Source organism: Herbaspirillum sp. alder98 (assembly GCF_020179755.1).
Taxonomy (GTDB): Bacteria; Pseudomonadota; Gammaproteobacteria; order Burkholderiales; family Burkholderiaceae_D; genus Herbaspirillum.
This window is the reverse complement of record NZ_JAIUCY010000002.1, coordinates 509,410-525,061: the sequence shown is the minus strand read 5'-3', so window position 1 is coordinate 525,061 and position 15,652 is coordinate 509,410. Positions and strand designations below refer to the sequence as shown.

Annotated in this window: 12 protein-coding genes; 3 read left to right on the top strand and 9 right to left on the bottom strand. The window is 65.6% G+C overall.

Going from position 1 to position 15,652, the window contains the following annotated elements:
• Nucleotides 1-28: 28 nt before the first annotated feature.
• Entirely contained in the window at nucleotides 29-1,462 is a 1,434-nt protein-coding gene (locus LBW87_RS07085) for an aldehyde dehydrogenase family protein (protein ID WP_225200736.1), read from the bottom strand.
• 203 nt (nucleotides 1,463-1,665) lie between these two features.
• Here LBW87_RS07085 and LBW87_RS07080 point away from each other — a divergent pair, with 203 nt between their 5' ends.
• From LBW87_RS07080 to LBW87_RS07070, 3 genes are all read left to right on the top strand, one after another.
• Nucleotides 1,666-2,607 (top strand): LysR substrate-binding domain-containing protein, encoded by a 942-nt coding sequence (locus LBW87_RS07080; RefSeq protein WP_225200735.1) that lies wholly within the window; start codon nucleotides 1,666-1,668, stop codon nucleotides 2,605-2,607.
• A gap of 96 nt (nucleotides 2,608-2,703) precedes the next feature.
• Nucleotides 2,704-2,961, top strand: coding sequence for an AbrB/MazE/SpoVT family DNA-binding domain-containing protein (locus LBW87_RS07075; protein WP_225200734.1), 258 nt, complete (start codon nucleotides 2,704-2,706; stop codon nucleotides 2,959-2,961).
• Nucleotides 2,955-3,275: a type II toxin-antitoxin system PemK/MazF family toxin gene (locus LBW87_RS07070; protein WP_225200733.1), complete on the top strand. Its 321-nt coding sequence runs from the start codon at nucleotides 2,955-2,957 to the stop codon at nucleotides 3,273-3,275. Before LBW87_RS07075 ends, LBW87_RS07070 begins: the two co-directional genes overlap by 7 nt.
• A 65-nt stretch (nucleotides 3,276-3,340) precedes the next feature.
• Here LBW87_RS07070 and LBW87_RS07065 read toward each other — a convergent pair whose 3' ends face one another.
• The 8 genes from LBW87_RS07065 to LBW87_RS07030 all read right to left on the bottom strand — a co-directional run bounded on the left by LBW87_RS07065 (nucleotide 3,341) and on the right by LBW87_RS07030 (nucleotide 15,571).
• The gene (locus tag LBW87_RS07065; protein WP_225200732.1) at nucleotides 3,341-3,766 is read right to left on the bottom strand and encodes a hypothetical protein; all 426 of its coding nucleotides are present in this window, start codon (nucleotides 3,764-3,766) and stop codon (nucleotides 3,341-3,343) included.
• Between the two features lie 71 nt (nucleotides 3,767-3,837).
• The gene (locus LBW87_RS07060) at nucleotides 3,838-5,247 is read right to left on the bottom strand and encodes a heavy metal sensor histidine kinase (protein ID WP_225200731.1); all 1,410 of its coding nucleotides are present in this window, start codon (nucleotides 5,245-5,247) and stop codon (nucleotides 3,838-3,840) included.
• Entirely contained in the window at nucleotides 5,247-5,939 is a 693-nt protein-coding gene (locus LBW87_RS07055) for a heavy metal response regulator transcription factor (RefSeq protein WP_225200730.1), read from the bottom strand. Before LBW87_RS07055 ends, LBW87_RS07060 begins: the two co-directional genes overlap by 1 nt.
• 38 nt (nucleotides 5,940-5,977) lie before the next feature.
• Nucleotides 5,978-9,121 (bottom strand): efflux RND transporter permease subunit, encoded by a 3,144-nt coding sequence (locus tag LBW87_RS07050; RefSeq protein ID WP_225200729.1) that lies wholly within the window; start codon nucleotides 9,119-9,121, stop codon nucleotides 5,978-5,980.
• Complete coding sequence (locus LBW87_RS07045) at nucleotides 9,118-10,296, bottom strand: efflux RND transporter periplasmic adaptor subunit (RefSeq protein ID WP_225200728.1); 1,179 nt, start codon at nucleotides 10,294-10,296, stop codon at nucleotides 9,118-9,120. The genes LBW87_RS07050 and LBW87_RS07045 overlap by 4 nt, the downstream gene beginning before the upstream one ends.
• A gap of 33 nt (nucleotides 10,297-10,329) precedes the next feature.
• Entirely contained in the window at nucleotides 10,330-11,772 is a 1,443-nt protein-coding gene (locus LBW87_RS07040) for an efflux transporter outer membrane subunit (RefSeq protein ID WP_225200727.1), read from the bottom strand.
• A gap of 257 nt (nucleotides 11,773-12,029) precedes the next feature.
• Complete coding sequence (locus tag LBW87_RS07035) at nucleotides 12,030-13,112, bottom strand: YncE family protein (protein WP_225200726.1); 1,083 nt, start codon at nucleotides 13,110-13,112, stop codon at nucleotides 12,030-12,032.
• Nucleotides 13,112-15,571, bottom strand: a complete 2,460-nt coding sequence (locus LBW87_RS07030) for a TonB-dependent siderophore receptor (protein WP_225200725.1) — start codon at nucleotides 15,569-15,571, stop codon at nucleotides 13,112-13,114. Before LBW87_RS07030 ends, LBW87_RS07035 begins: the two co-directional genes overlap by 1 nt.
• Between the last annotated feature and the right edge of the window lie 81 nt (nucleotides 15,572-15,652).

The window sequence follows — 15,652 nt, the reverse complement described above, 5'->3', positions numbered from 1 at the left end:
TTAATGGGTGAATGGGTGGCCCGCCAGCTCAGTCGTGACGGATCGCAATGGTCTTGAGCACGGTAAAGCCGTAGAGCGCTTCGAAGCCTTTCTCGCGCCCATGGCCGCTGGCCTTGACGCCGCCGAACGGCAGCTCGACGCCGCCACCGGCGCCGTAGTTGTTGATGAATACCTGGCCGCTGCGGATAGCGCGCGCCAGTCGCATCTGGCGTGCGCCATCGCGGGTCCAGACGCTGGCCACGAGGCCGTAGTCGGTGCCGTTGGCCAGCGCCACGGCGTGGGCCTCGTCATCGAACGGCATCGCCGCCAGCACCGGGCCGAACACTTCTTCCTGGGCCAGCCGGTGCTGTGGCGGCACGTCACGCAGCAGCGTCGGCGGCTGGTAGAAGCCACCCGCCGGAGCACCGGCAGCGATCTTTCCCTGCGCCACCGTGGCGATGCCGTCGCGGCGCGCCTGGTCGAGGAAGGCCGCCACCCGTTCTTGCTGGGAGTGGCGGATCAGCGGGCCGCAATCCAGGTCCATCTGCGCCGAACCCACACGCAGGCCGGAGAACAGGTCGCCCAGGCGTTGCAGCACCTGTTCGTAGATGCCGCGTTGCACCAGCAGCCGGCTGCCGGCCGAACAGGTCTGGCCGGCATTCTGCACGATGGCGTTGACCGCCACCGGCAGCAGGGCGTCGAGATCGGCGTCGTCGAATACGATTTGCGGCGACTTGCCGCCCAATTCCAACGTGACCGGCGTGTGATGGTCGGCAGCGGCCCGCACCACCACGCGACCGATGGCGGGCGAGCCGGTGAATGACACATGATCGACATCGGGATGGCGCACCAGCAGATCGCCGGCTTCATGGCCGAAGCCGGTGACGATATTGAGCACGCCTTCGGGCAAGCCCACCTCGGCGGCCAGTTCGGCCACCCGCAACAGCGACAGGCAGGCGTCTTCGGCCGGCTTGACCACGCAGGTGTTGCCTGCCGCCAGCGCGCCGCCGACGCAGCGTCCGAAGATCTGCATCGGATAGTTCCACGGCACGATGTGCGCGGTCACTCCATGCGGCTCGCGCAGCGTCAGTACCGTATAGCCGGCCTGGTAGGGAATGGTGTCGCCATGCAGCTTGTCGGCGGCACCGCCGTAGAACTCGAAGTAGCGCACGATGGCGGCGGCATCGGCCCGCGCCTGCTTGAGCGGCTTGCCGCAATCGCGCGCTTCGAGCTGGGCCAGTTCTTCCTGATGCGCCTGCAAACGCGCTGACAGTTTCAATAGCAGCCGGCCACGTTCGGCGGCCGACAGGCGGCTCCAGGCGCCGTCGTAGGCCCGTCGCGCGGCGCTCACGGCACGCTCGATGTCGACCGCGTTGCCACGGGCAATGTGTTCGAAGACCTGGCCATCGGATGGATCGATGACGGCAATGCTGTCGCCGCCGGCCGGTTCTACCCAGCGGTTTTCGATGAAATGCAGTTTCATGGGTGCGTCGTCCTTTATTGGAGGGCACGATGGCCCGGTGGCGCCTGGCGCGGTCTCTTCTTTTATTGTTGTGCTTGTCCCGTCTGGGCGGGGCGAAGTGGCATCAATCTAGGTCAGGGGCGGGGCGCTGTCAAATGAATCTATTTACCGGCGGCATGCTGGCCGGGTAGCATGCGGGTTATTAAAACGGAGACAGGTTCGCCATGGAATTGCGTCAACTGCGGTATTTCGTCGCCATCGTCGACCACGGGTCGTTGTCGCGCGCGGCACGTGTGCTGCACATTGCGCAACCGGCGCTGACCCAGCAGATCCGTCAGCTCGAAGATGAACTGGCCGCGCAATTGCTGCACCGCTCGGCGCAAGGCGTGATCGCCACCGACGCCGGCAAATTGTTCTACGAACATGCGCTGGCGATTCTGAAGCAGGTGCAGGATGCCCGCCAGGCAGTGGCGCAGTCGACCGACAAGCCGTCCGGCACCGTGGCGCTGGGGATTCCCCAAAGCGTGTCCAATGCACTGGCGTTGCCGCTGCTCAACGCGGTGCGTTCGACCTATCCCGAGATCACGCTGCAACTGACCGAAGAATTGACCGGCAACCTGATTACCCAGCTCAAGTCCGGGCGCATCAACCTGGCGGTGCTGTTCGACGATGGCCAGCTGTCGTCCTTCGCCGCCACGCCGATGATCGAAGAAGAGATGCTCTATATCACCCGCGCCAAGTCGCAATACGGCGTGTCGGGCAAGCGCGGGGTGCAGTTGGCGCGCGCCATTCAAGCGCCGCTGATCTTGCCTGGCCTGGCCCATGGCGTGCGTCCGCGCATCGAGAACCTGGTGCGCGCCAACGGCATGAGTCTCGACAACGTGATCGAGATCAACTCGGTGGCGATCCTGAAATCGGCGATCCTGGCCGACCTTGGCGCCACCATCCTGCCGGTGGCGCCGTTGCTGGCCGATATCGAGCGGGGCGACATGGTGGCCCATAGCATCGCCGGCCAGCGCATTTCGCGCACGCTGGTGCTGTGCGCGTCGAAGAATATTCCCCTGACCAACGCCGCTGCCGCCGTGGAGCAACTGGTGCTCGATGTCACCGATGACCTGTGCCGCTCGGGCAAGTGGGGGCATAGCGAAGTGCTAGCGCGGGAGTGAAGCCGATAACGCTGGCTGGTAGCCCAGATTTTGTTATAACAATGTGTTTACTAATCTTCTTGTTTGTAATAACATTGTCCTAACTAGGAGTGAAAAATGAAGACATCGATTCGCAAGATGGGAAATTCTCAAGGCGTTCTTATTCCGAAGCCGTTTCTCGCCAAGGCCGGGATGCTGGTGGGCGATGAAGATATCGACATCGACATTGAAGACGACAAGATCGTGATCCGAAAATTGGAGAAGCGCTCCCGGCAAGGATGGGCAGAAGCGAGCAAGAAGATTGCCGCTGCAAAAGATGATGCGCTGGTGTGGCCGGAATTTGGCAACGAGGGTGACGAGGAACTGGTGTGGTAAGGCGAGGCGAAATATGGTTCGCTTCGCTTGATCCGACAGTCGGTAGCGAGATCAAGAAAACACGGCCGTGCGTGATCGTTTCTCCCGCAGAAATGCATGATTTTTTGCGAACGGTGATCGTAGCCCCGATGACCTCGGGAAGCAAACCGGCTCCCTATCGGATACCGATAACGTTCGAGAAGAAAAAAGGCCTGATTCTGCTGGACCAGATGCGGACAATCGATAAGACACGACTGATTAAGCGCGTGGGGCAAGTCACTGACAAGACACTGTCAGATACCTTGGAGACCCTGCAAGAGGTCTTTGCGGAGTAACGAAAGGATTCGGTTCTGAAAGAAGGAACGGGATCCCGGCCTTCGCCGGGATGGCCCGTCACCGGTTACCGCAAGATATCCATCACCTGCAAGATGGTGAAGCTCACCGGGTCGTACACGACCGCATATCCCCCGTAGTAACCCATCTGATAGCCGCGCGGTGGCGGCGGCAAGCCGCGTCGCACATCCTGTGGCAGCGGCTTGATCTTGCCGCGATACGAACTCGGCACCGGCTGGCCGGCATGGAAGTCCGGGCGCCGGTTGCGGTCGACATGCCGGAGGTCGCCGTCATAGTGGCGGCGCAACTGGTCGCGGTCGGCGTCGCGGAATTCATAACGCTGGTCCGGCCCGTGCTCGCCGCCGCGCTGTTCATGACCCGGAGGTGGCCCCGGCTGTTGCGCCTGCGACAGCCCGGCCGCGCCCAATGTGGCGCAGGTGGCCAGCACCATGACGGTGTGCTTGATGATGACGGGTAAGTGCCTGGTTCGCATGGTGTCCTTTTGTAGTTGACGATAACTGACAGACCGTCGACTGCTGCACCAAGTTGCCAACTTTACGCTTGTCAAGAAACGGCAAGCGAATGTGCCGGGGACCTGCCGGCCAGCGTAAAGCCGATGCTGTTGTAGCCGTCGTCGCTGCTGGCGAAGGCGCGCCCGCCGTGCATGCGCGCCACCGCCTTGACGATCGCCAGGCCCAGGCCGTGGCCGTGGCTGCCGTTGATGTCCTGGCGGGCGCTATCGACGCGGTAGAAACGGTCGAACAGGCGCGGCAGGTGGCGGGCATCGATGGCCTGGCCGGGATTGGTTACCGCTACCCGCACGCCATCGTCCTGGGCGCCGATCTCGATGCCGATGCAGGCCGCCGGCGGCGAGTGCTGGATCGCATTCTGGATCAGGTTGGTCAGGGCGCGCCTGAACAGCGCGGTTTCCATCATGGCGCTGACCGCCAGGTCGCCTGCCACTTCGATGCGCATGCCGGTGTCGTCCAGCACGAACTCGAAGAAATCGACCGTCTTCTGCACCTCGTCGGCCACCCGCGCCTGCACCAGCGCGGTGGCGGCCTCACCCTGGTCCGAGCGCGCCAGGAACAGCATGTCGTTGACGATGGAACGCATGCGGTCCAGCTCTTCCAGGTTCGACTGCAGCACGTCCTTGAATTCGTCCGCGCTGCGTTCGCGCGCCAGCGCCACCTGCGTCTGGCCGATCAGGTTGGCCAGGGGCGTGCGCAATTCATGGGCGACATCGGCGTTGAAGGATTCGAGCTGGGTATAGGCGTCCTCGATGCGTTCGAGCGCGCCGTTGAAAGCGCGCGCCAGGTCTGACAGCTCCAGCGGCAGCGCCTCGATGGCCATGCGCGCCGAGAGCATGCGCGGTGACACGTCCTGGGCCCGCGCCGACATGCGCCGCAGGGGTGCCAGGCCGGCGCGGGCGATCCAGTAGCTGGAGATGACCGCCAGCACGATGCCCAGCAGCGAAATCGTGACGGTGGCCACCAGGAAGGTGCGGCGCATCTCGAAATAGGGTTCGGTGTCGATCCCGACCGTCACCCGCACCGCCGGGCGCTCCTCGAAACCGGGCAGGGTGCGGCTCATGGTGTGCAGCGGATATTCCTTGCCGGCCAGGTGCAGCATGCCGACGCTGTTGTCGGCCGTGCCGCTGGCCTCGTTCAATTGATTGAGATCGCCATAACGAAACCGCGGGTCGTCGCCCGAGATCCAGAACGCCACCCGGGTATCGGCCTGCGACAGCGCCGCCAGCTTGACCTGCACCCGGCCCCAGCGGTCGGTATTGCCGGCGCGCCCGATCTGGTAGCTGATGTCGTTGAGGGTGGTGGCCAGGCCGTCGCGCTCGTGACGCAGCAGCTCGCCCTTGAGCATGGTGTAGAGCACGATGCCGGTGAGGGCGAAGATCAGCAGCGCCGAGGCGGCCGACATCCAGACCAGGCGGGCGGTGATCGACTGGCGCAGCAGCATCAGTCGCTCATCGCATCGGCCGCGGCACGCGGCTCGAGCACGTAGCCCATGCCGCGCACGGTGTGCAGCAGCTTCTGCTCGAACGGGGTATCGATCTTGGCCCGCAGGCGCTTGATGGCCACTTCGACCACATTGGTATTGCTGTCGAAGTTCATGTCCCACACCAGTTCGGCGATGGCGGTCTTGGACAGGATCTCGCCCTGGCGCCGGGCCATCACCGCCAGCAGGGCGAATTCCTTGGCGGTCAGGTCGATGCGGGTATTGGCCCGAAAGGCCTTGCGACTGAGCAGGTCGATCTGCAGGTCGCCGATGCGCAGTTGCGCCGGTTCCTGCGCGCGCCCGCGCCGGGTCAGGGCTTGCAGCCGGGCCAGCAATTCAAGGAACGAGAAGGGCTTGATCAGGTAGTCGTCGGCGCCTTCGTGCAAGCCCTTGATGCGGTCTTCGACGCTGTCGCGCGCGGTCAGCATGATCACCGGCGTCTGCTTGACGGTGCGCAGCGAGCGCAGCACCGAAAACCCGTCCAGCCCGGGCAGCATCACGTCCAGCACGATCACATCGTAGTCGTGCTGGATCGCCAGGTGCTGGCCATCGATGCCGTTGGCGGCCAGGTCGACCGCGCATCCCTGCTCGGTCAAGCCCTTGCACAGGTAATCGGACATCTTCTGCTCGTCCTCGACTATCAGTATTTTCATGCGGTCTCCTCGCCCGAATTTTAACGCGCCTGGCAGTTTCAATGCTGATGCGCGGCGCGACGTGCAGCGCGTGCTTCCTTCTTGTTCATGTACCAATAGTGCGCCCGATCCAGATACAGATACACCACCGGGGTGGTGAACAGGGTCAGCGCTTGCGACAGCACCAGCCCGCCGACCATCGCAAAGCCGAGCGGGCGCCGCAGCTCGGAGCCGGCGCCGTGGCCCAGCATCAGCGGCAGGCCCGACAGCAGGGCGCACATGGTGGTCATCATGATCGGCCGGAACCGCAGCAGGCACGCCTGGTAGATCGCTTCTTGCGGCGCCATGCCGCGTTCGCGCTCGGCGGTCAGGGCGAAGTCGATCATCATGATGCCGTTCTTCTTGACGATGCCGATCAGCAGGATGATGCCGATCAACGCAATCACCGACAGGTCATAGCCGCCGGCCATCAGGATCAGCAACGCGCCGACCCCGGCCGAGGGCAGCGTCGAGAGAATCGTCAGTGGATGGATGTAGCTCTCGTAGAGCAGGCCCAGCACGATATAGACGGCGATCAGGGCGGCCGCGATCAGGTACGGCTGCGACGCCAGCGAATCGCCGAAAGCCTTGGCGGTGCCCTGGAAATTGCCGACCAGCGTCTGCGGCACGCCCATCTCTTCCTTGGTCTTCTGAATGATGTCGACCGCCTCGCCCAGCGACACCCCCGGGGCCAGGTTGAACGATATCGTCACCGCCGGGAACTGGCTCTGGTGGCTGATCGACAGGTAACCGGTCTTGGTGGTGTCGACGCTGACGAAGGTCGACAGCGGCACTTGCTGGCCGGTCACCGGCGAAGTCAGGTAGAGCTTGTTGAACAGCGCCGGATCCTTCTGCAGCTCGGGCGTGACTTCGAGCACCACGCGATAGCTGTTGATCTGGGTGAAATACTGCGCCACCTGGCGCTGGCCGATGGCGTCATAGATGGTGGCGTCGATCAGCGACGGCGAGATCCCGAAGCTGGAAGCGCGCGCGCGGTCGATGGTGATGGTCGCCGTGGCCGCCGCATTCTGCTGGTCCGAGGCCACATCGGTCAGCTGCGGCAACTTGCGCAAGCGTTCCAGCATGCGCGGAGCCCAGGTATTGAGCTCGTCCAGGTCGGTGTCGGTCAGGGTGTACTGGTACTGGGTACGCGCCAGCCGGCCGCCGACGTTGATGTCCTGGCTGGCCTGCATGAACAGGTTCACCCCCTGCACCCGCGCCACCTTGGGGCGCAGCCGGGCGATCACCTCACTGGCGTCGGCGGTGCGGCCTTCGTCCTTGGGTTTCAGGGCGATGAAGAACTGGCCGGTGTTGAAGGTGGTCGCGCCCGCGCTCATGGCGAAGCCCAGCACGTCCGGGTCCTGGCGCACCACGTCGGCCACCTTCAGCAGCCGTTCGTGCATGGCCGAGGACGAGGTGTCCTGGGCCGATTCGGCAAAGCCGACGATGACGCCGTTATCCTGCTGCGGGAAGAAACCCTTGGGAATGATCACGAACAGCAGCACCGTCACCGCCACCGTGGCGATGAAGCCCAGCAAGGTCAGGAACTGGTGCCGGAAGACCAGGTCCAGCCCACGCTTGTAGCCGGCCAGCATGGCGTCGAAGCCGCGCTCGAACCACTGGTACATGCGGCCATGCTGCTGGCCGTGCTGGTTCTTCAGGAAGCGCGAGCACAGCATCGGCGTCAGGGTCAGCGAGATGATCACCGACACGCCGATGGTCAGGGTCACCGTCACCGCGAATTCGCGGAACAGCCGGCCGACGATGCCACCCATCAGCAACAGCGGGATGAATACCGCCACCAGCGACACCGAGATCGAGATGATGGTGAAGCCGATCTCGCCGGCGCCCTTGAGCGCAGCCTGCATCGGCTCCATGCCTTCTTCTACGTAGCGATAGATGTTTTCCAGCATCACGATGGCATCGTCCACCACGAAGCCGACCGCGATGGTCAATGCCATCAGCGACAGGTTGTCGAGGCTGTAGCCCACCACATACATGACGCCGGCCGTGCCCATGATCGCCAGCGGCACCGTAATGCTGGGGATCAGGGTAGCGGCGACGTTGCGCAGGAACACGAAGATCACCATCACCACCAGGGCGATGGTCAGGATCAGCGTGAATTCGACGTCTTCGACCGAGGCGCGGATGGTCTGGGTACGGTCGACCAGGGTGTTGATGTGGATCGCCGCCGGGATTGCCGCGCGCAGGCGTGGCATGGCGGCATTGATGCGGCCCACGGTCTCGATCACGTTGGCGCCCGGCTGCTTGGTCACTGCCAGCACGATCGAACGGCCATTGGTGATGGTGTTACCTTCGCGCCCGGCGGCGCCGGCAAAGGCCCAGGCGGCGATCTTGTTGTTTTCCGGGCCGTCCACCGCCACGCCGACGTCACGCACCCGTATCGGTGCGCCATTGCGCCAGGCCAGCACCATGTCGTTCCACTGTTCGGCCTTGAGCAACTGGTCGTTGGTATAGACCGTAAAGCTCTGGCGCACGCCGTCCACGGTGCCCTTGGGCTGGTTCACGGTGGTGGTGGCGATGACCGCGCGGATGTCTTCCAGGCTCAGGCCCAGCGTGGCGATCTTGGCCGGATCGACCTGGATCCGCACGGCCGGCTTCTGCTGTCCATTGACGTTGACCAGCCCGACTCCGGAAATCTGCGAGATCTGCTGCGCCAGGATGTTGTCGGCATAGTCGTTCACCACCGTCAGCGGCAAGGCCTCGGACTGCACCGACATGATCAGGATCGGCGAATCGGCCGGGTTGATCTTGCGAAACGTCGGCGGGTTCGGCATGTTGGCCGGCAACTGGCCGGTGGATGCATTAATGGCCGCCTGCACGTCCAGCGCGGCGGCATCGATATTGCGATTGAGGTCGAACTGCAGCGTGATCTGGGTGGTGCCCAGCGCACTTTGCGATGTCATCTGCGACAACCCGGCGATCAGCGAAAACTGGCGTTCCAGCGGCTGCGCCACGTTCGAGGCCATGGTTTCGGGATTACCCCCCGGCAGGCTGGCCGAGACCTGGATGGTCGGGAAGTCGACCTGTGGCAGGGGCGCCACCGGCAGCAGCGGCCATACCGCCGCCCCCACCAGCAGGATCGCGATGGCCAGCAGCGTGGTGCCGATGGGGCGCTTGATGAAGGCGGCGGAAACACTCACTTGGCGCTTCCTTTCGCCGCCAGGGCATCGATCACGCGGGCCCCGGGGCGCAGCTTGTAATGACCATCGATGACCACCCGCTGCCCGGCGCTCAGGGGGCCATTGGCGGCCAGCACCGCGATGCCGTCCTGGATCCGCTCGACCTTGACCTGCTGCATGCCGGCCTGGTCATGGTCGTCAATCAGGTACACGTAGGTGCCTTGCTGGTTGCGCTGGATGGCGGCCGCCGGCACCGTCAGGGCGTCGCCATGGGCGTCCATCTGCAGCCGGGCGTTGACGTACTGGCCAGGCCACAGCTTGTGGCCGGCATTGGCGAACCGCGCCTTCAATTGCACCGTGCCGTTGCCGGTATTGATCTGGTTATCCAGCAGCACCAGTTTTCCGGTGGCCAGGGCTTCTTGCGAATCGCGCGCATAGGCGCCCACCTTGAGCGGTTCGGCGCCTTGCTGCATGGCGCGGTTGATGGCCGGCACCGCCGCTTCGGGCAGGGTGAAGACCAGCGTGATCGGATCGATCTGGTTGATCACCACCAGGCCGTTGGCGTCGCTGGCGTGCACGATATTGCCGGGGTCGACCAGGCGCGCGCCGACCCGTCCCGAGATCGGCGCGGTGATGGTGGTGTAGCCCAGTTGCACCCGGGCGTAGCCGATCTGCGCCTCGTCGGTCTTGACCGCGGCGTCGAGCTGGGTCACCAGCGCCTTCTGGGTGTCGAGCTGTTGCTGGGTGGCCGCGTCCTGCGCGCGCAGCGTGGTGTAGCGCTGCAGGTCGAGCCGGGCATTGGCCAGTTGCGCGGCGTCGCGCGCTCGCGTGGCCTCGACCTGCGCCAGTTGCGCCTGCAAGGCGCGGGAGTCGATCTGGGCCAGCACCTGGCCTTTCCTGACTTCTTCGCCTTCGCTGAATCCGACCCGGTCGAGCTGGCCGTCGATGCGTGTCTTGACCGTCACGCTGGCGTTGGCGGTCACTGTGCCGACCCCGGCCAGGTACAGCGGCAGGTCACGCTGCTGCACGCGGGCCAGCGTTACCGACACTGGTGGCGCTTCCTTGGCGTCGGGCTTGGTGGCGGCATTGGCGCGTTGCGCATAGAGCCAGCCGGCGCCGGCGCTGAGGGCCAGCAGCACGGCGCCGATGGTCAGGGCGAAAGAAGGACGTTGCAACAGCTTGGGTGAGAGTGTCATGCCTGGAGCTCGTGAGGGTGTGGGGGGCAAGGGTCAGCGGGAAGCAGTGGACGCGGGCGCGTGCCAACCGCCGCCGGTCGCCTTGATCAGGGCCACGCTGGCCAGCAACTGGCGTCCCAGCAGCGTCACCGCCGTGCGCTGGTTGGTCAGGGCGGTGGCCTGGGTGGTCACCACTGACAGGTAGGTGACGGTACCGGCCTGGTATTGGCTCATCGCCAGCCGTTGCGCCAGTTGCGCAGCTTGCACGGCCTGCGCCTGGACCGCGCTTTCCTGGTCCAGCACGCGCAGGGTGGAGAGGTTGTCCTCGACTTCCTGCATGCCGCCCAGCACGGTCTGCTTGTATTGCGCCACGGCGGCGTCGAAGGCGGCCGTGGCCTGGGCATTGCGGGCCGTGCGGGCGCCGCCGTCGAACAGGGTCTCGGCCAGCGCCGCGCCCAGCGACCAGACCCGGCTCGGGGTATCGAACAACTGGCCGAAGGCGACGCTGCCATAGCCACCGCTGGCCGACAGCGTCAGGGTCGGGAAGTAGGCGGCGCGGGCCACGCCGATATTGGCGTTGGCCGCTGCGGCCTGGCGTTCGGCCACGGCGATGTCGGGGCGACGTTCCAGCAGTTGCGACGGCAGGCCGCTCGGGATCTGCGGCAGGCTGGCCTGCAGCCGTGCAGCGTTGGCGTCCATCGCCTGCTGTTCGGACTGGCCCGGGGCCGGCGGCAGTGGCGCCAGCGAAAACAGCGCCGGCGCCTGGCCGGTCAGGATCGCGATGGCGTGTTCGAGCTGGTTGCGGGTGGCGTCGAGGTCGATCAGTTGCGCCTGGGCCGAGCGCAGCTGGGTTTCGGCCTGCGCCACATCCGAGCGCAAGGCGGTGCCGGCCGCGTATTGGTGCGAACTCAGTTGCAGCGAGCGGGTGTAGGCCTCGACGGTACGGCGGTAGAGATCGCGTTGCAGATCGGTCACGCGCAGTTGCAGGTAATTCTGCGCCAGTGTGGCCTGGATCGACAGTCGCGCCGCCGCCAGGCTGGCGGCGCTGGCCTCGGCGCTGGCGTCGCCGGCTTCAGCCGAACGGCGGATGCGGCCCCAGATATCGGCTTCCCACGAAGCGTTGAGACCGGCGCTGTAGCTGTCGCTCAGCCGATGCACGCCATTGGTATTGGTCTGGGCCCGGCTGGTCCCGAGACTGGCGCCGACGGTCGGCCACAACGATGCCCGGGCGAGCTGGGCAGCGGCGCTGGCCTGGCGGTATTGGGCTTCGGCCTGGGCGATGCTCTGGTTGGCGCCGTTGGCGCGTTCGATCAGCGCATTGAGCTGGGTGTCGCCATAGGCTTGCCACCAGGGTTGGTCAGGATCGATCTGGCCCGGCGTGGCCAGCTTCCAGGGGCCGGCTTCTTTGTAGGCTTGCGGCAATTCCATGGCTGGCGTGGCGTAATCCGGCCCGACCGCGCAGCCCGCCAGGGATGCCGCCAGCAGCAGCGTCGTCATCCCCCGTCTGGCGCGGAAGGGGGTTATGGTCTTTGGATGAGTGAGATGACGAACGCTGGCACTGGCTGCATCAGGACGGAACAGGTCGGGCATAGGGCGCATGGAAGGTGACGATGACCGGCAGGCGGCAACGCACCCCAATGCGCGTGGACCGCCATGGCCGGCACAGGGTTTCAATGTAAGGGGTGGCGCTCGACGTCAGGCTGACGTCTGGATGACATTTCTGACAGGAAGCGCTGTCGCCGGCAGCGCAGGCCCTAGCGTCCCCGGGCCTGGCCCAGGTTCACTTCAAGCACCGTAAAACTGTCTGCCAGGAAGCGCGGGTCCTGCTTTTGGCCGCTGGCGTCCGGCGCCGGCTGGATCACGTCCACGGCAAACAGGTAGGCCCGCCCGCGGGCAGCATCGAACACCATGTTGTGCGCCCACGGCCGGGTGCCGATATCGGCCAGGGGGCGATAAGCTTCGTCGCCGCCGGTATCCTGGCGTTGCACCAGCGTCAGGCTGGCGGCGTTGCCGCTGGGCACCAGCAATAGCCGGCGGGTCGGGTCCCAGGCCAGCGCGTTGATGGCGGGCGTGGCCGGGAGCGTCGTCACCATGCTGCCGTCATCGAGCCGCGCCACGCTCACTTGCGGCGCCTTGCCGCGACATGCGACGAATAGCCGGTTGCCGGGTTCATCGGCGGCCACCGCGCTGGGGTGCTGGCAGCCGGCAAAGCTGCGTCCCTCCCAGCCTGGCAACGGGGCCAGGGTGGCGGCGGCGATGCGCATCACGCGTCCTTCGTCGCGCAGCGGCACGATGATGCTGCCGTCGGCCAGCGCCAGTGGCGCGTCGAACTTGCGGGCCTCGAATTCACGGGTGGCCGTGACGCGTTCGCTGACCGGGTCGAACTGGTAGATCGCCGAGCGTTGCTGGCGACGGCCGCCGGTGATGATCAACTTGCCGCTGGCGCGGTCGAACACCAGGTTGTTGAGATTGCCGGCGTCGATCTGCACCCGACGCAACGGGCGCAGGTCCGAGCGCCGGATGATGCCCAGCGTGCCGTCCATGTTGGCCACGAAGATGCGATCCAGCGCCGTCACCACCACTACCGCATTGGCGCCTTCGGTACCGGCCACGTTGGCCAGCACGCGATGTCGGGCCGGGTCGAATAGCGTCAGCCCGTTTTCGCGGCGCGCAATGAACAGCCGGCCGCCCGCATCCAGCGCGCCGGTGCCCCAGCTATGGCCGCTGCCGGGCAGCACGTCGGCGCGCAGCGAGATGGCCGACAGGGGGGCGCCGTCGACCGCCAGCGCCAGCGGGGCCAGCACCAGTAATGCGGTCGCAATGCAGGTGCGCAGCATCAAAATTCCAGCGACGTGGTCAGCGAGAACTGGCGGGCGTCGCCCAGCGACACGAAGTACTGGTTGGCGCTGGAGGTGTAGTAAGTCTTGTTGAACAGGTTCTTGACGTTGAACTGGAACTTCACGTTGCGCCCGCCGATGCTGGTGTCGTAGGTGGCAAAGGCGTCGGCCACGGTGTACGACGGCAGGCTGAAGCTGTTGGCGGAGTCGCCCGGACGGTCGCCTACATAGTGGGCGCCGCCGCCGATGCGCAGCTTGTCGCCGCCGACGATGGGGCCGACGTCATAGGCCAGCGACAGTGCGGCGGTGCGCCGGGCCACGTTCCACAGGCGCAGGCCGGTGTAGAGCGGGTCTTCGGTGGTGCGGGCGTCGAGTTGCGCATAGCTGCCGATGATCGACAGGCGACGGCTCAACTGGCCGGTGACGTCCAGCTCGACCCCGCGTGAGCGCGCCGCGCCCGAGGTGCGCCATTCGGTCAGGCCGGTGCTGTTGTTGAATTGCGAGACCAGCACATTGCGTTTCTTGATGTCGAAAACGGCCAGCGTGGCCGAGACCCCGGTCGGGTTTTCATATTTGATGCCGCCTTCCCAGGCGCTCGCCTGTTCTGGCGCGATCGCCGAATTGATGACGGCGCCGCTGGCCAGCGGCGCGATGGTGGAGGTTGGCTTGAGCGACTTGGTATAGCTGGCGTACAGCGACACCTGCGGGTCGAGCTTGAAGATCAGGCCGGCGCGCGGCAGCCATTTGTTACCCGAGAGGTCGGTGTTGGTATTGAACGGCCGGCCGCGTCCGGCCAATTGGCTGTAGTCCTGGTAGCGCAGGCCGCCCACCAGGATCCAGCGCTGCCCGAAGTGCAGCGCATCCTGCATGAACAGCGACTGGTTGTGCAGCAGGTCGGTCTGGGCGCTGTCGGTCGCCGACACTGCGCTGGACGGCGAGATGCTGCCATAGACCGGGTTGAGGTAGTTGAACGAGGCCACCGCGCCGCGGATCAGGTCGCTGCGATAGATGCGGCGATATTCGATGTCGGCGCCCAGTTGCAGGTCGTGACGCATGCCGCCCAGGTTCAGCTTGCCTTCGGCATAGGCAATGGCGTAGCTGTCGGTCGAGACCGCGCCGCGGGTGCCGTCGTTGCCGCGCGTGACGGTGCCGGTGACCGGGTTGACGGCGGTGATGCGCATCTGGTTGGCATTATAGACGTCGCGGTTGTAGCTCAGTCCCAGGTGGGCCTTCCAGTCCGGGTTGATCTGGTGGTCCACCGTCAGTTGCGCGGTTTCGCTGTTGCCTTTCATGACGTTGTAGGGTTCGTCCAGGCGGCGTTCGGCGGGGATGTCGAGCGCGCGGCCGGTGCGCGGGTTGATCGCGGTGCCGCGGTCGGACGGATAGAGGTAGTCGCGCTGCTCCATCGAAAACACGATCTGCGTGTCGCGGCCATACCAGGCCAGCGATGGGGCCACCAGGGTTTCCTGGATCTGGCCGAAGTTGCGCCAGTAGTTCTGGTCGGTGCGGTCGACGATCAGGCGGTAGGCCAGCCCGCTGTCGGAGATCGGCCCGGTGGTGTCGAGCGTGAGCTGGCCGCCGTTCCTGCCGTCGCCATAGGTGGCGCCGGTGACCGACAGCTCGCTGCGCTGCGTCAGCTGCGGCTTCTTGGTCACGATGTTGACCACGCCGCCCGGATCCATCAGGCCGTACAGCAGCGAAGCGGGTCCCTTGAGCACTTCCACGCTTTCGGCGGTGCTGTTGAAGGCGCGTCCCTGCACCAGCGGCATGCCATTGCGCATGACGGAGCCGTCACGGTTGCCGCCGAAGCCGCGCTTCATGATGGTGTCCTGGGTGCCGGCCAGGGTATTGCCCTGGGTCAGGCCCGACACGCCGGCCAGCGCGTCGTCGAGGTTGCGCGGACGCTGGTCTCGCAGCACCTGGGCCGGCACCAGGTTGACGATCTGCGGCACGTCGAGCATCGCGGCGCTGCCCCGCAGGGTGCTGGCATTGGGCACGGCGCGATAGGTGCCATCGGCTTCACCGCTGGCCGCGCCCAGCACCGCGATCTGCGGCAGCTGGCCATCGGCGCTGGCGCTGGTGGCCAGCGCGTTGATCACCACGAAGCTGCCATCAGGCTGGCGCACCGCATTCAGGCCGCTGCCGGCCAGCAGCCGTTCGAGCGCCTGCTCGATGCTGGCATTGCCGCTGAAGCCGGCGCTTCGCTTGCCTGAGGTCAGGGCAGCGTCGGCCGACAGCAGGATCCCGGCGTCCGCCGCGAACTGGCGCAGGGCCTGTCCCAGCGGGCCGGCGGCGATCAGGTAGCTACGGGCAGTGCTGGCGGGCGCTGCGCTGCTCTGGGCAGCTGCGGTGGGTGCGCCCAGCCAGGGCACGGTCAATACGGCCAGGTGCACGGCGAAGGTCAAGGGCCGCAGTGCGGGGACCAGGCGGACAGGGCGGGAAGACGGGAAGGAGCGCATGGTGAGCTTGCTTTCTTGAAGTCGGGTAGCTTGATATCTTCGTTGCCAAGCGAACCTCAAAAAAGGGAACCGGAAATGGAA

What these genes read in the sequence shown, in the direction of transcription:
- LBW87_RS07085 (WP_225200736.1), bottom strand. Translation starts at nt 1,462, where the DNA reads ATGAAACTGCATTTCATCGAAAACCGCTGGGTAGAACCGGCCGGCGGC.
- LBW87_RS07080 (WP_225200735.1), top strand. Translation starts at nt 1,666, where the DNA reads ATGGAATTGCGTCAACTGCGGTATTTCGTCGCCATCGTCGACCACGGG.
- LBW87_RS07075 (WP_225200734.1), top strand. Translation starts at nt 2,704, where the DNA reads ATGAAGACATCGATTCGCAAGATGGGAAATTCTCAAGGCGTTCTTATT.
- LBW87_RS07065 (WP_225200732.1), bottom strand. Translation starts at nt 3,766, where the DNA reads ATGCGAACCAGGCACTTACCCGTCATCATCAAGCACACCGTCATGGTG.
- LBW87_RS07060 (WP_225200731.1), bottom strand. Translation starts at nt 5,247, where the DNA reads ATGCTGCTGCGCCAGTCGATCACCGCCCGCCTGGTCTGGATGTCGGCC.
- LBW87_RS07055 (WP_225200730.1), bottom strand. Translation starts at nt 5,939, where the DNA reads ATGAAAATACTGATAGTCGAGGACGAGCAGAAGATGTCCGATTACCTG.
- LBW87_RS07045 (WP_225200728.1), bottom strand. Translation starts at nt 10,296, where the DNA reads ATGACACTCTCACCCAAGCTGTTGCAACGTCCTTCTTTCGCCCTGACC.
- LBW87_RS07040 (WP_225200727.1), bottom strand. Translation starts at nt 11,772, where the DNA reads ATGACGACGCTGCTGCTGGCGGCATCCCTGGCGGGCTGCGCGGTCGGG.
- LBW87_RS07035 (WP_225200726.1), bottom strand. Translation starts at nt 13,112, where the DNA reads ATGCTGCGCACCTGCATTGCGACCGCATTACTGGTGCTGGCCCCGCTG.
- LBW87_RS07030 (WP_225200725.1), bottom strand. Translation starts at nt 15,571, where the DNA reads ATGCGCTCCTTCCCGTCTTCCCGCCCTGTCCGCCTGGTCCCCGCACTG.